We start from the raw sequence: 16,392 nt of genomic DNA on the forward strand, positions 1-16,392 counted from the left end.
GAATATCTCTCTTCTCCGGCATTGCCGCAACATTTTGACCATTTGATCATCTAACCATTTAGCAACTTAACCATTCAACAATCCCGCGATCCCGCTATAAAAACACTCATACCTTCTTAACCTTCATCTCATCTGTACAAACTTTCAATAATTCTTCCACTGACTTATTAAGTGTAGGATGAACGAAGAAAGGAGCAATTTCACTCAGGGGTTCAAGCACAAACCTGCGTAAATGAAGCCGCGGATGCGGAATGATCAGTGATCCTTCATCAATCACCGTGTCATCAAAAAACAGGATGTCAATATCTAAGGTTCTCGGCGTATTTTTTATAGGATTAACACGACCTTCACTTGCTTCAATTTGCTGAAGTATTTTAAACAACTCCAATGCACTCAAACGGGTTTCTGTCTGAACGGCGAGATTCAAATAATCATCCTGCTGTGTTACGCCCCAAGGTTGCGTTTCATAAACAGAAGACATTTTTATAATCGCACCTGCCTGGTCGCTTATTTTTTCAATTGCGTGCTGAAGGTGATGGTTTCTGTCACCAACATTACTTCCTAATAACAAATAAGCAGTGTGCATTATCATAAGGTAATTCTTTCAGATCTTTTAGTCCCGATAGCATTGTAAGTTTGATTTTCCGGTAGTGAAATATTGTCACGTTTCAGTTTCGCCATCAGTCAGGCTTTGCTCATCCCTGCATCGGTTGCACTTCGGCCTGGTTTAGTGAATGCGAAAGAGCTGCAAAAGAGATAAATTTCAGCGTGCCCGACCTTGATTTAATTTCCTACATCGTCCGCTTCAAATATAGTCCGAATCTCTTCGGAAAACCGTCAGCATACCCGTGTTTACTAAAATTTTCATGGTAATCAGCAAACCAAGCATTGATTCACGATAGATTAAAACACTTTCACATTCGAATTTACCCTGTTCAGTAACCTTTATTTTAATACCTCTTCGCATCCTGATACTTTTGACCATCATTTAATCCCTGATTATCACCGATTCTTTTTAACTATTCATTCAAGCCACCTTCCATCCCAATGAAGAAATTAATCCACATTATTATCCTGATCCTTTTCATTAAACAGTTTGCCTGGGCACAATTAACTCCTGTGTGGTCCAATATACAAGCCGGCATTGGCGATAATTCAGATCGTTATAATGCAATAGTTCAGGATGCGTCCTCTAATCTTTACCTCGGCGGTTACACTTTTAATACTGGCAGAGATAAAGATTACCTGCTTGTAAAAATGAATACCAATGGAGATACGCTTTGGACCCGTCAATTCAATGGAGCCGGCTTCGGTTCCGACAAAATATTTTACATGGCATTGGATGTTGCCGGAAATGTGATTGTTACCGGCGAATCAGATGGTGGTGGTGTCAACCAAAATGATATACTTACTCAAAAATATGATGCAGCAGGTAACCTTTTATGGTCAGCCAGTTATAATGCTTTACCTTATAATCAAGATGATTCTCCACTTAGTCTTGCTGTAGATGTTAGTGGTAATGTTTTTATTACAGGTTCAAGTGACCGCGATTCAACTGCAACTCTAAATGACGACATACTTACCCTCAAATACAATGCTTCAGGAGTGCTTCAATGGTCAGCCCGTGTAAATGGAACCGGCAACGCCACTGATCGCGGAACAGGCATAGTAGCAGACAATACCGGAGGTTGTGTGATTACAGGAAGAACCACCACTTTAGTGGATGATGATATCATTACGATTAAATACAGCAGCACAGGAAATGAAACCTGGCGCACTGTATACAACAGGGGATTCGGGAATGATCGCGGCGATGATATTGCAACAGACGGGGCAGGTAATTATTTTATAACCGGACGTGCTTCAAGTGCCAGCGATTATGATGCCGCTACCATTAAATACAATTCATCAGGTGTGGCTCAGTGGACCAAATTTTTTAATAAGGTTGATAATGATTATGGTAACCATATAAAAGTGAATGCAACCGGAGATGTTTTTGTAATTGGTCAATCTGATGTGGATAATTCGGGTGGAACTACTGATTACGATTTCCTAACCATTAAATATAATTCTCTGGGAACACAGCAATGGGCGAAAACCTTTGGCAATGCCGTATTGAACAATGAAGACCCTAATGACCTTGCAATTGATGCTGCCGGAAATGTTTTTGTAACCGGAAAAAGTGATGTGAATGCGCTTGCTGCCATCACTGCCAATAATTTTCTCACCGTAAAATATGATGCTGCAGGTGTACTTCAATGGAGCACGTACTTTGACGGCAGTGCTTCAAACAGTGATGATATTGCTGAAGACATGGTACTTGATGGTTCGGGCAACTTGTATGTTGCCGGCGGTGGACACAATGTTACCACACAGAAGGATGCAACGATAATAAAATATGCAGGTGCAACAGGAACTGCGACCTGGACAAAAAACTATAATGGTAAAGGAGATTTTTCAGACAAAGTGCAGGATATGATTACGGATGCCGCCAACAATATCTACATCACCGGCTATGTGTTTTCCCCTGAACAACGCAAGGATCTTTTTACCGCAAAAATCAATTCTTCCGGAGCTACAGTTTGGTACAAGACCTACGATTTCTCACTGGCGGATGATGAAGGAAAAGCAATTACACTTGATACCAGCGGCAATATTTATGTATGCGGAAACAGCATTGGCAACGGAACCAGCGATGACTACATCACCATTAAATATGATGCGCTTGGAAATACGATTTGGTCAGCCCGTTATAACTTCGCTAATGAAGCGGATGTAGCAACATCCATCAGCGTAAATGCAGCCAATGGAAATGTGTTTGTAACCGGCTACAGTGATGGAAATATTTCTTCTTCAGTCACCAATTACGACATGACTACCGTGAAATATTCTTCTATCGGAAATGAATCCGCAGTAGTTCGCTTTAACGGTACAGGAAACGGCATTGACCGAGGCGTGAAAATTATTGTGAATGGCACCAATAATTATGTTACCGGTAAAACATGGAATGGCAGTAATTACGATGTCGTAACCATCAAATACAATGGTTCCTTAGTGCAACAATGGATTTCAAAATATAACGGTGTCAGTACACTCGATGATGAACCAAGAGATATGATTCAGGAAGGCAGTACAGGTGATCTCTACATTGTAGGTAATTCAGGATTTCCTTCCGGCGACGACTACCTTACACTCAGATACAAGAATACCGGTGTACAGCAATGGGCTTCAACCTATAACGGCACAGGTAACAGCACTGACCGTGCATACAGTGTAGCAGTCACTGCAAATGGCCTATTCGTAACCGGAAGAAGCGCACCGACAACCGGTGCCGACAGTGCCGATATCGTTACCATTAAATACACCAAATCAAACGGTTCCCAAACATGGCTCAACAGGTATAACGGTCCTGCAGCCGGACTCGATCGCGGAAATGCAATTGCTGCTGATCTCGTTGGAAACATTTATGTAACAGGAGAAAGTGTGGGCACCACATCAGGCAGTGATTATGTAACCCTGCTTTATGATGGATCAGGAGTTCGCAAATGGGTGGCAAGGTACAATGGTCCGGGTAACGGTGAAGATGTAGCACGATTTATCACGACTGATGCATTGGGCTATGTTTATGTTGCAGGATATGCAAGCGGTGTTAACAGCGGATTTGATGCCGTTACTGTGAAGTATTGCCCGCCGCCAATTGTTAATGCAGGATCAGATGTAACAATTTGCACCGGTTCTTCTATCACCTTAAATGGTAATGGAGCTACTGCCTATACCTGGACACCTGCAACCGGTTTAAGTAATGCAACTATTGCAAATCCTGTTGCCAGTCCAACAGTTACTACTTATTATGTTTTGTCAGGTACAAATGCACTGGGCTGTGCTGCAGGAACTGATACTGTTAAAATTACCGTAAAAGGTTTGCCCACGGCAAAGATTACTGCCGGTGGTCCGCTTTCATTCTGTGCAGGCGACAGTGTTTTGTTAACCGCAAACTCAGGTTCATCCTTTACTTATCAATGGAAAAAAGGATCTGCTGACATCGCCGGTGCCACCAACATTTCATACATGGCAAAAGTGGCGGGCACTTTCAAAGTGGTGGTTACCAATAACAGTGGATGCAGCAATACATCAAAAGGCACCAAGGTGCAAATTATCTGTAAAGAAGGGAACCTACTGAGTACGCCCTTTATTGCTCCCAATCCATTTGCAAATACATTTAACATTCAACTGCCGGAGGGAAGTTTGGCCGACATCAGGATTTATAATGTGCTCGGTCAGCAAATGGAGCAATATGACCATGTGACAGGTACTCTTTCCCTTGGTGAAAAATTATTGCCCGGAACTTATCTTATAGAAGTTAAGAGTGGTGCCGGGCGCAATATCTACAAGTTGGTAAAATCTGAAAATTGATTTGTCAATAAATGATGAGTGTGGAATGATTTTTTTTAGCCATCAAAAAAATATAAAATGAGCACCTTATTAAAATTTAAAGTCTTTCTTTTCAGCCTCGTCCTGATGCAGCAAGCGCTCTTCGCACAGCCATCTGCAGAATGGACCTTTCGATACAATGGCGAAGGTGATTACTCCGACCGCTTCACTTGTATCACTTCCGATGCTTCGGGCAACATCTACGCCGGTGGATCCAGTGTTAACATCGGTACTGACCGCGATTTTCTTGTTCAGAAAACGGATGCAAGTGGAAATGTAACCTGGAGAACGATGTTCGGTGCAGCCGGTAACGGACCCGATGAAGTAACTGCCATTTGGGTGGATGCTTTGCAAAATGTTTATGTTACCGGATTTGGAAAAAGTGAAGACGCGGGAAATGATTTTCTAACCATCAAATATGATCCCAATGGCTCATTGCTTTGGTCAGCAGTTTATAACTATGACGTTGCGAATGCCTATGATCAGCCGAATTCCATTGCTTTGGATCAGGATGGAAATGTGATTGTAACCGGTCAAAGCGACAGCGATCCGACTTCCGTTACCAAAGATGATTACCTCACCATAAAATATTCTGCTTCCGGAAGCCAGCTTTGGTTACAACGATATAATGGGTTGGGTGATGGCACTGATCGTGCCGTGAAAGTTGTGACGGACAACAGCAATAATATTTACGTAACCGGAAGAAGTTACAACGGCAACTTCGACGATTATGCTACCATTAAATACAATGCGTCTGGAACACAGCAATGGCTTAAATACGGCGACCGTAGTTTCACAGATCGCGCAACAAGCATGACTATTGATGCCAGTGCGAATATCTACGTTACCGGTTGGAGCAGCAATGGCAGCAACGATGATTTCTACACCATTAAATACAACAGTTCAGGAATTTCACAGTGGGCAAAAGTGGTGGATGGCGTCGACCAGGATCGCGCATTGGCCATTGCAGTTGATGGAAGTGGCAATGTATATGTGACAGGTCAAAGCGATGGCGACAACAGTCCGTTTGTGAATCTCAATTTCAGAACCGTGAAATACAATGCAAGCGGTGTGTTACAATGGAATGTAGTCTACGACGGATCAGCAGGCAACGATGATATTCCTTCAGCTATCGCAGTGTCAGGTGGTGAAGTTTTTGTAACCGGAATTTCTGATGTGAATGCCACACCCGTAATTTCGAATAACACCGTAACGATTAAATATTCTTCGGCTGGAACTGCGGTGTGGACCAATATATACGCAGGAAGCGGTGGATTTGATGATGTTGGCAATGCACTGCTGACGGATGCAAGTGGAAATTCTTTTATCGCCGGTTATGAAGAAGACAGTCACCAGCAGCGCAATGCACTGATAGTAAAATACAGCAACAGCGGTACGCAACTTTTTAATAACACTTTCAATGGCGAGGGTGATAACAGTGATAACATCCGCGATCTGAAAATGGATGCAACCGGAAATATTTACCTCGCAGGCTACGCTGTGCAACGCGGTCAAAACCGTGATATGTATGTGTTGAAATTGACTGCAGCAGGTGACACTATCTGGACAAGATTTGTCAATGGATCTTCGCCCGACAGTGAAGACGAAGGTCAGTCAGTTGCCATAGATGGCACTGATCAGATTGTTGTTGCCGGCTTCACTAAAAACAGCGGCACGTCCGGCGATTTTACGGCTGTCAAATTGAATGCTCTTGGAGATTCATCCTGGCTTAGGTACTACGATTCGCCCACGCATGAAAATGACAAGGCTTACGACATGCAGCGTGATGCAACAGGCAATGTTGTTATCACTGGTCGAACAGACAATGATCCCGGAATCGCATCCAACGACGATGCGACAACCATAAAATATGACACGAACGGCAATCTGCTTTGGACAAAAACATACAACGGAGCAGGCAACGGCGCTGACCGCGGAAGCTTTGTGAGGATAGCGGCTTCAGGCAATATATATATTGCCGGCAGAACATTCAGCGGTACGAATCAGGATATGCTTTTCATCAAATACAACAGTGATGGTATTCAGCAGTGGGTGAAAATTATTGATGGTGGATTTGGAAATGATGAGATCAGGGCCATTGTTATCGACGACAACGAAAATATTTATGCAACAGGCATCAGCGCCGGGGCAACAGATACAGCGGATTTTATTACCATGAAATATTCTCCAACCGGCGATCAGCTTTGGCTGAAGCGTTTTAACGGTGCCGGAAATGGAGGCGATTTTGGGGAATCGATTTCACTTGATCCTTCAGGAAATATTTTATCTGCCGGTTACAGCGATGGCGACAATTCAGCCGCAATTAATTTTGATATGGTTACCATTAAGTACGATGCTGACGGAAATGAAATCTGGAAAAATATCGAAAACGGTACTTCCAATCTTGATGATATTGCTGATGCGCTGCTCACTGATCAATTCGGCAATGTATATGTAGCTGGTCATACCAACAATGGCACTGTTACCGACGCGAATTTTGATATCACCATCATCCGTTACAACGGAGATGGAAATGAAGAATGGCAAATTTTTTACAACAACGCATCAGACACACTCGACGAACCGAATACCTTGATGCTTTCAGGCAACGATCTTTTTGTAGCCGGAAGCAGTTGGCAGAACGGACAACAGCGCGACATGATTTTAATTAAATATGGTTCCGTTACAGGAATTGATTTAACGCAAGCTGCAGATCAATTTGTCAGCGTGTATCCTAATCCGTTCAGTAACCAAATCAACATTCAGGTCGCAAGCTTTACAAATCAAAAACTTGAGTTTAAATTGTTCGACGTAACCGGAAGGATGATTTATTCAACGTCTTTTGAAAATGCTTTTACCGTTCAACTGCCAGGCACATTATCAACAGGTTTATATACCTGGTCAGTATTGAGTAAACAGCAAGTCCTTCAATCCGGTAAACTCATTCACTAATCACTCGAAATTTCAACTTTCAGAAAACAACCTGCTATACCATGAAAATCAAAAAAACCATCGTTACAAAGGACATTCAGCAATATGTATTGAATACAGCAATCAATGAATTGCATGTACCCATTGCAGGAGATGTTGGCATTTTCGAAGTGATCACACTTGGCCGTCATGAATCCATTCAGGGAGAAGATAAGCGCATCACGGCTATCTTTGAAAATGATTTTATCATGGCTGCTTTTGCCGACCGTTATGCCACTTCGCAGTTTGAAGGATATGTGCCATCGCATTCCATGGAATTGTATGACATTCTTGGTGCCGGCGGAGCAATCGGTGTGGTGAAGTCAAAAAATGCCAGCTTAAAAGATGTTGAACCTACTAAAATCAGGTTGATCGGTTATTGCTGCGATGAAACAGGCAAGGTGATCAATACCAAATGGTACAGCAAACAACGTGTTCCGTTTTCCGGTAAAGTACCCAACCACGCTAAAATAATTTTGTCTGTTGGTTCCACTATGGACAGCGGTAAAACCACCACGGCAGCTTTTGTTGCACGTGGCCTAAAACTGACAGGAAAAAAAGTGGCGTTCATAAAGTTTACCGGCACTTGCTTTACCAAGGATAAAGATTTTGTATTCGACTGCGGAGCAGATATCTCTACCGATTTTTCTGACATTGGTTTTCCTTCCACTTTCATGTGTGAAAAAGAAGACCTGCTCGATCTGTATCAGACATTGCTTGACAGCATTGCGGCGGAAAATCCAGATTATATTGTGATGGAAATTGCTGACGGATTAATGCAACGTGAAACAAACTTCCTTTTAAAAACCAGGGCATTCATGGCTACTATTTATTCAGTCGTATTTTCCTGCGGTGATAGTCTAAGTGCTTTTCAGGGCTACGACATTCTTCAGCAACTGGGAATTACACCTGCACTTATCAGCGGTCGCTTCACGATGAGCCCGTTGCTGATTGAGGAAGTGAAAGCTAATTGCGCGGTTCCTGTATTAACCATTGATCAGATCATGACCGGTAAATTCAATAACTTGCTTGTTTCTGCCAGACTGGTAGCTGCATGATGAGCACCCGCAATTTAATTGCTAAGTTTTTTTCTCTGAATAAAATGCTTGTGCTCGCAACATTCGTGGCAAGCATCGGAAGCAGTTTGTTAAATGTATTGCTTCCGCTCAGCATCGGTAAATTCTATGAACTTGCTTTCCATGAAAGTTCTACCAAAGGAAAATTGTTTGATACCCTTCATCTCTCCCTGGAAACCATGTCGGGCTTCTTTACTTTTTTTATTATCCTCATAGGTTTCAAATCCATCATTACTTATTGCGAAAAATATTTTACCGGAATGGTAGGTGAGCGATTTTCCCGCGACCTGCGGGAATTATTGTTTCGTACGCAGTTGTCTCATTCAATGACTGTGCATGAAGTGAAGCCTGCCGGGAAATACCTGCTCCGTTATAGCGGCGATCTTACCTTCATTCAACGGTTCATCAGCAAAGGCATCATTCAGTTTTCAGGCGATGTTATTTTCCTGGCGACAGCTTTCACTGTTTTATTTTTGATCAATGCACCTTTAACAAGTATTGTGATTGGAGGTTTGACAGTGGCTACTTTCATCATTATATTCCTCAACAAATTTGTAAGAAGTGCAACCATCAAAAGAAGAAATCAGCGATCCACCTTGCTCGGTTTCGTAGCTACAAGACTCCAGGGATTTTTCACCATCAAAAGTTTTAACCGCGAAGTGCCTGAAGCAGCACTATTTAACCGGCAGTCGCGTAAAATGTATGAACTCGGGATTCATTACTATAAGATTTATGCATTCGTGCAAGCCATTCTTCCTGCATTATTTTTTGGAACGCTGGCCATCGTCCTTTACTTTGTTGCTGTTACACGTGAACAGCCACCTTACACCATTCATCATGGTGATGTACTCAATTTTATATTGTTGCTGTTATATATACAAGCTTCCATTCGCAGAATGCTGAGCGTAAATGTTGTCTGGCAACTCGGACAGGTTTCTATGATCAAGTTGTTGCGCATCATCAACCAGCCCGCAGAGGCCAGGGCGGAACCGGAAACGATCGAAACGGCCAAAGGAAGAATCACCTTTGAAGATGTTTCCTTTCAATATAAAAGCGCAGAACATCCGGCATTTGAACATCTTTCTCTCCTTATTAAGCCTGGCACCATTACCTGGGTTTGTGGCAAACAAGGTTCCGGAAAAACCAGTTTGTTGAAACTGATACAAGGCTTGTATGTTCCCGACAACGGAAATATTTTTCTGGATGAATGGAACTACGCAGCATTGGCACCCAATGCCATCCGGAAAAATGTCACCATCATTTCCAATGCGGCACCGTTGATTGGCGGCACTGTCTTTAAAGCCATCTCCTATAGCCAAACTGCAGAAAAGCGTGAAAAGGCGGAACAACTGCTTACACGGTTAGGATTCAATACTGGTAGCAGCACCGATGCACTTGATTTTCATTTGCATGATCTTGCGAAAAATCTTTCGAATGGTCAAAGAAGGTTGCTGATGTTTGCGCGCGCCTTTCTTACCAGGAAAAAAGTAATACTGATTGATGACGGTTTTGATGATCTGGATAAGTATGCGAGAGAAAAAGTGATTCTTGAATTGCTGAAATTAAAATCAAAACGAACAGTGATTATTGCATCGAGCCAGCTTCCCGGCGATATGATAGTAGATCAGATACTTAACCTGAGCGAACTTCATCCAAAAATTCAACAACTTGTACCATGACATTCAGGAATGATCTAAAACATTTAGGACTGCTGATTTTGTTTGCGGCATTGTTCCTTGCATCTTGTAAAAAACAGGAAGGTAAAGGTGGCGATGCTTCCATTTCAGGTGCGGTGAATGTTAAACATTACAACTCCACCTTTACTGAGTTTATCAGCGAATATCCCGGAGCAGATACTTATGTGTATCTGATTTATGGAGACGACATCAGCTATGGACAGCGGATCAAAACAAACTACGAAGGACAGTTTGAATTCAAATACCTGTACAAGGGTAACTATACTCTTTATGTTTATTCGCTTGATTCTACGCTTACTGTTCCAAGTGGTAATGTTACCGTGGTAAAGGAAGTAAACATCGGCGGACGAAAAGACCACATTGACGTTGGCGCTTTCCAGGTTTTTCAGTAAGTGAAATCAAATTTCAGTCATGAATGTTCTTCTTGCAAAAAAGTTTTTTATAAGTGGTGCACTGGTTATTAACAGTATTGTACGTCATAGTAAAACGTCATTTGTTTTCCCTTCAGTTGCTGCTGCAATATTTCTGCTCTTTTTCAATTCCTTAAACACTTTTTCCCAGACTAAAAATGAAATCAAATCGCGGGGCATCAACTCCGTTACTGTGAATACTTTTGATGCGCGAAAGAAAGACACTGTTGGCAGAAAATCTTTTACACGTTACGATCAGCGAGGCAATGTGGTCGAGAGTATTGAGTACGATGTGAACGGGACTATAAAATCGCACGAGCAGTTTGAATACAACAGACAGGACCAGGAAATTACCTTCCGGACAATTGATACAAATGGAAAAGTATTGAAAACCATTTTTACCTCGTACGACAAATGGAATCATGTTGCTGAAAAATCAACAATGGATTCCGTTGGCATCATCATAGAAAAAAATGTGCTTGCCTACAACACGTTAAACGATCTTACAGACGAAAGCACTTTTGATAAGGATGGAAAACTGATTCGCCAGGTGTTGTATAGTTACGACAATAAAGGAATGCTGCTCAGCCGGAAAGTGTATAATGAGAAAGGGGAGTTGATCTATTCAAAAGAATATTCTTATCAATACTGATGATAAAGCTGTGCCAAAATATTAAAGTACGTTTCAACTGCACCGGCGTTCAGGCACTGCCTCTCATGACCTTGCATTTTTTCTATTCCTGCATTTTTTTGTTGTGCTGTCATAGGCCTGCGCTGGCACAGGCTGCTTACACACCGCAAAAGGATTTTCAGGGAATTATCGGATTGAACATGGAGAAAAAAATATCACGTTCTTTCTCTGTTGCCATTTTCAACCAGGAAATATTTAACCAGAATCTTGCTGAGCTGAGTACTTCCTTTATCGATATCGGCATCAATTATAAACTCAACCGTAATTTTACATTAGGCGCGGATTACAGGTTCATAACGCATAAAAATATCAACAACAGTTTTGAAAGCCGCCAGATGCTGCTGGCGGATATTACTTATTCAAAAGGAGTCGGCAACTTTTCTTTTTCAGCAAGAGTTCGTTTTTCAAATCAATTTTATAATCAGCTTACTGCAGAAAATTACAAACCATCATCAGCCTACAATCGCGATAAGTTTACCTTCCGGTACAGAATAAACTACTATATCACGCCTTATGTATCAGGTGAAATTTTTTATCCGCTTAATAATACCGAGAGAAACGGATTAAACAGGTTTCGCGGTAGCGCGGGATTTTTTTATAACTTCAACGACCACCTTCGGAGCGAATGGTATTACGCAATTTCACAGGGTTTCAACAAAAAAACAAACAATACCATTTATGCGGCAGGCACTTCCTGGTACTATCGATTCTGAAAAAGGTTTCAATTAATAAGTGAGTGCAATGGCTTTCCTTTTTTTAATATGCTTATTTATACTAATGAAAATACATCCTTATTCTTTGAAAAACTTTAGAATACTTTAACACTTAATAAATCATCAGTGAATTACTTAATAGATTAAACATAATGATACGTTACCTGGCTGGTTATACTTTCACGATACTACTTTTATTCACGCTGTTGCCTTCCTGTCTCATGGCTCAATCAACCAATAGTATTCCCAAGCATCCGATCGCCATCGCCATCCATGGTGGTGCGAGCAACATCAAAAAGTTGAACCTGTCAGCAATACAGGAAAAGGCTTACAGAGATACGCTTGCGCTTGCGCTTAATGCGGGCTATGCTGTGTTACAACAAGGTGGTTCCAGCGTTGATGCAGTGGTGGCGGCTATCAACGTAATGGAAAACTCAGTGCTGTTCAATGCCGGAAAGGGTTCTGTGATCACACATGATGGAACCATAGAAATGGATGCGGCCATCATGAACGGAAACACTTTGAAGGCCGGTGCCCTGGCGGGAGTAAAAACCATTAAGAATCCGATTACCGCAGCGCGCAGCATTATGGACAGTTGTAAATTCATTTTCTTATCAGGAAAAGGGGCTGAAAATTTTGCAAAGGAGCAGGGAATCGAGATAGTTGATACCAGTTATTTCTTTACGCAGTATCGCATGGATCAATTGCAACGCGCAGTGAAAGGCGATACCACACCACTCGACCATAGTGATACCACCGGTATGATGCATCCTGCTGATGGAAATGAAAAATCGACAGAGAAATTTGGAACAGTTGGTTGTGTGGCCATCGATTATTTTGGCAACCTTGCAGCCGGCACATCAACAGGTGGTATTGTGAACAAAGAATATAACCGCATCGGTGATTCACCTATGATCGGCAGTGGAACGTATGCAAATAATAAAACCTGCGCCGTTTCCTGCACCGGAAGAGGGGAGGATTTTATCCGCCACGTGGTGGCCTATGACATTTCCGCCCTCATGCAATACCGCATTATCAATCTTCATGACGCTGCCAATTTTGTAATTAAAGATAAACTCACCAAAGCGGGCGGCAGAGGGGGTTGTATTGCCATGGATAAAAACGGTCATATTGAAATGCCATTCAATACCGAGGGAATGTTCAGGGGATATATCAATACAAGAGGTGTAATGAAAGTGTCTATCTATGAAGAGTAAGGGTTAAAGAGTTGTCACCCTTGGCCAATCAAATGGGCGCCTTTCTCCGGTACCATGCTGTCGCTTCGATTGTATTAAGTGATTAATTTGAAAATAATTAATTCTGCCGTGTCGCAACCAATTAATATTTCAATTGTTCTAACTATTCATGAAAAATTAAACCACTCACTGCATTGCCACCCGAATTTTCTATAATTTTGAGCGCATTAAAATTTCACCGGGAAGATGGGTTACATCAAAGATAAATTCGCCGCCAAAGCCACGCCACTGGCTGCCGAAATAAAAGAGTTAATTAAATCCAGCAGCGAGATTGCGCTGGGATCCTACAATGTTGGTCAGGCCTACGGCGGCATGAAGAGCATTATTGCGCTGGTGACAGAAACATCACTGCTCGATGCCAATGAAGGCATCCGATTTAGAGGCTACACCATTCCTGAACTCCGGGAAAAACTTCCGCACCTCGATAATTGCAACGAGCCGCTTCCCGAAGGACTCTTTTACCTCTTGCTGCTTGATGAAATTCCAACTTATAAAGATGTTCAACACGTGGCCAATGTTTGGGCGCGCCGTGCCATTGTGCCCTTGCATGTTTTTAAAGCAATAGATCGTCTGCCCCGCGATATGCATCCGATGACGCAGTTCAGCATCGGCATTATGGCCATGCAAACAGAATCAAATTTCAGCAGAGCCTACCGGGAAGGCATCAGCAAAAAGGATTATTGGGATCCCATGTATGAAGATGTGATGACACTCATTGCACGGCTTCCCCGCGTGGCTGCTTATATCTACCGACGTTCCTACAAAAAAGGAAAACACATTGAGCCGAATCCAGACCTCGACTGGGCTGCCAACTTCGCGCACATGCTAGGTTTCGATCAACCCGATTTTTACAGTTACATGCGTTTGTTCCTCACCATTCATGCGGATCATGAAGGCGGCAATGTTTCTGCACACGCAACACATTTAGTCGGATCTACTTTGAGTGATGCTTACTTAGCTTTTGCTTCGGGCATGAACGGATTGGCCGGTCCATTACACGGACTTGCTAACCAGGAAGTGATCCGATGGATTTTGGAAATGAAGCGAAAACTTGGAAAGGGTGGACTTACGAAAGAAGAAATTGAAAAATACATTCGTCAGACTTTATCGGAAGGAAAAGTGGTTCCCGGATATGGTCATGCAGTACTCCGTAAAACAGATCCGCGCTTTCTTGCGCAAATGGAATTTGCAAAAAAATATTGCCCTGATGACGAACTCGTGAACATTGTATGGAATGTATATGAAGTAGCTCCAAAAATATTAGGAGAAACAGGGAAGATCAAAAATCCATGGCCGAATGTGGATGCACATTCCGGTTCATTGCTTGTTCATTATGGACTGGTGGAATATGATTTTTATACGGTGCTCTTCGGCGTTTCACGTGCATTAGGTGTGCTGGCCTCTCTTGTTTGGGACCGTGCACTCGGACAAGGCATCGAACGGCCGAAATCCGTAACCACAGGATGGATCAAAGATTTTATTGCGAAGAATGCAGCTAAGAAAGAAGAACCATTAACTGCCACCACTACCGAATAGAAAGCGAATCGGTTATATAAAGACGCCTCATGAACGAGGCGTCTTTTTTATTTTAATCTCATTTTACTTTCAAGGCAGAAATCCAACCATCACTGCAACAATTGGGTATGCATCCGTGACTAAAGTCTATCCATTTTTAAATTCCTAATTCTCAATTCCTCATCAATCGTCAACTTCGGATCCATCTGCTTCAGATAATCCTTCGGCGTGGTGCCGGTGAACTTTTTAAAAGCATTATAGAAAGCCGCGCGTGAATTGAAGCCCGCTTCTTCCGCGAGTGCTGCAATTGTAATGGACTGTATTTTCTCTGGTTGTCCCGCAAACACTTCTTTAATATAAATCACTCTTTGTTGATTGATGAAGTCACGTATTTCATATCCTGACTGACTTCTGATCACCTGTGAAAGTTGCCTGGCATTCATGTCTGATTCTTTAGCTAATTCGACAAGAGTGAGTTTAGGGTTCAGAAAAATTTTCTTTTCCTGCCACATCTGAACCTGGCGATCAAATAAATCATCCTGAGGTGCCAGGATTTTTGAAACCACCGGCTTGCTCCTCTTTTGAACAGGCAGCATGCCATACAGAATGTCGGGATAGAAAAACAATGCAATACTGTTGATCAACACAAAAGAAGACTGTGAAAAATAGGAGATGAAGTAAGGGTTCCAGTTTTCAAAATGAAGGCCGAGCATCAGACTAAACTGGAACAACACAAGCAGAATGAAGTACAAATGGAACCATGCCATCCAGCGATAAAAAACCGGGAACTTTTGAAAAGAGGCATTATCGCTTTTAAAATGTTTATAAATGAGTGAAAGATTAATGCCGATCAGTAATCCCGTCCATATTGTTTTTGCCGGAAAATGAAAGGGCAACAGGTAACTGCCTTTCGCGGCATAAACTTGAATCATGGCCAGCTTAGCTTCTCGGGAAGAAAAATACAATGGCAGAAACTCCACGAGGTTCAGCAATGCCGGAAGAAACAATAACCAGTTCCATTTCCTCAACCGGAAACCCGGATCAATACTGTTCCTGACAAACAGATAGAGCATGGGCATTAAAGCATATGTAAATGGACTGTCTAACCTGAACAGTTGTGGAAACCGGAGAAACAAATCATTGAATGCAAAACTGCCCACAAATATCGCAAAGGAAAAAATCAGGAAAAAGAAACCGAGATACCTGTTGGCAATAATTTTATTTCCTTTCGCAAACAGCAATACCATTCCGGTCAGACCACCACAAAATGAACCGATCCAACAAAAAACAACCTCAATTGGAATTGCCGACGAAGACAAATTTTGAACAAGATTTGAAGGCGGTAAGATACAATTTTGATGTTGCTACCGGAAATTGCCGGCAAAATGTCCTGTAAGTTGTCTGATGGACACTTTCAGCGCTATTTGCAGGCAGGTTACCTGTTATAAAGGATATCTTCAACTTCTGCTTTAGCATTTGCCTATGTCTTTCTTTCTTCTGAAATCAAAAAACAGATCTGCAATTCGGTATGGGATCAGTAGACAGATCATTTCAGCTATTCAGGATACCTGAACATCATGAATCAATTTAAAATAGAAACCCAACTCAATTATACCTCCATCTAATCCAAACA

General features: G+C 42.2%; 11 protein-coding genes. 9 read left to right on the forward strand and 2 right to left on the reverse strand.

The window, feature by feature from the left end; translation table 11 throughout:
- Window positions 1–106: 106 nt before the first annotated feature.
- Entirely contained in the window at window positions 107–586 is a 480-nt protein-coding gene (folK, locus tag IPO83_04300; protein ID MBK9730501.1) for a 2-amino-4-hydroxy-6-hydroxymethyldihydropteridine diphosphokinase, read from the reverse strand.
- A gap of 461 nt (window positions 587–1,047) precedes the next feature.
- On the opposite strand from folK, the gene IPO83_04305 reads away from it, so the two are divergent.
- From IPO83_04305 to IPO83_04345, 9 genes are all read left to right on the forward strand, one after another.
- A complete protein-coding gene (locus IPO83_04305; protein ID MBK9730502.1) occupies window positions 1,048–4,413 on the forward strand; it encodes an SBBP repeat-containing protein in 3,366 nt (1,121 codons plus the stop codon).
- 57 nt (window positions 4,414–4,470) lie between these two features.
- Window positions 4,471–7,383, forward strand: coding sequence for an SBBP repeat-containing protein (locus IPO83_04310; protein MBK9730503.1), 2,913 nt, complete (start codon window positions 4,471–4,473; stop codon window positions 7,381–7,383).
- A gap of 41 nt (window positions 7,384–7,424) precedes the next feature.
- Complete coding sequence (locus tag IPO83_04315) at window positions 7,425–8,459, forward strand: hypothetical protein (GenBank protein MBK9730504.1); 1,035 nt, start codon at window positions 7,425–7,427, stop codon at window positions 8,457–8,459.
- A gap of 50 nt (window positions 8,460–8,509) precedes the next feature.
- The gene (locus IPO83_04320; GenBank protein ID MBK9730505.1) at window positions 8,510–10,156 is read left to right on the forward strand and encodes an ABC transporter ATP-binding protein; all 1,647 of its coding nucleotides are present in this window, start codon (window positions 8,510–8,512) and stop codon (window positions 10,154–10,156) included.
- Window positions 10,153–10,566, forward strand: a complete 414-nt coding sequence (locus tag IPO83_04325) for a hypothetical protein (GenBank protein ID MBK9730506.1) — start codon at window positions 10,153–10,155, stop codon at window positions 10,564–10,566. The genes IPO83_04320 and IPO83_04325 overlap by 4 nt, the downstream gene beginning before the upstream one ends.
- 19 nt (window positions 10,567–10,585) lie before the next feature.
- A complete protein-coding gene (locus IPO83_04330) occupies window positions 10,586–11,236 on the forward strand; it encodes a hypothetical protein (GenBank protein MBK9730507.1) in 651 nt (216 codons plus the stop codon).
- On the forward strand, window positions 11,236–11,988 hold the full coding sequence (locus tag IPO83_04335) for a DUF2490 domain-containing protein (GenBank protein MBK9730508.1): 753 nt from the start codon (window positions 11,236–11,238) through the stop codon (window positions 11,986–11,988). The genes IPO83_04330 and IPO83_04335 overlap by 1 nt, the downstream gene beginning before the upstream one ends.
- Window positions 11,989–12,209: 221 nt before the next feature.
- A complete protein-coding gene (locus tag IPO83_04340; protein ID MBK9730509.1) occupies window positions 12,210–13,205 on the forward strand; it encodes an isoaspartyl peptidase/L-asparaginase in 996 nt (331 codons plus the stop codon).
- A gap of 225 nt (window positions 13,206–13,430) precedes the next feature.
- Window positions 13,431–14,780, forward strand: a complete 1,350-nt coding sequence (locus tag IPO83_04345; protein ID MBK9730510.1) for a citrate (Si)-synthase — start codon at window positions 13,431–13,433, stop codon at window positions 14,778–14,780.
- Window positions 14,781–14,899: 119 nt separating this feature from the next.
- Here IPO83_04345 and IPO83_04350 read toward each other — a convergent pair whose 3' ends face one another.
- On the reverse strand, window positions 14,900–16,078 hold the full coding sequence (locus tag IPO83_04350) for an AraC family transcriptional regulator (GenBank protein MBK9730511.1): 1,179 nt from the start codon (window positions 16,076–16,078) through the stop codon (window positions 14,900–14,902).
- Window positions 16,079–16,392 lie beyond the last annotated feature (314 nt).

It is taken from the genome of Chitinophagaceae bacterium, from assembly GCA_016717285.1.
GTDB lineage: Bacteria > Bacteroidota > Bacteroidia > Chitinophagales > UBA10324 > JACCZZ01.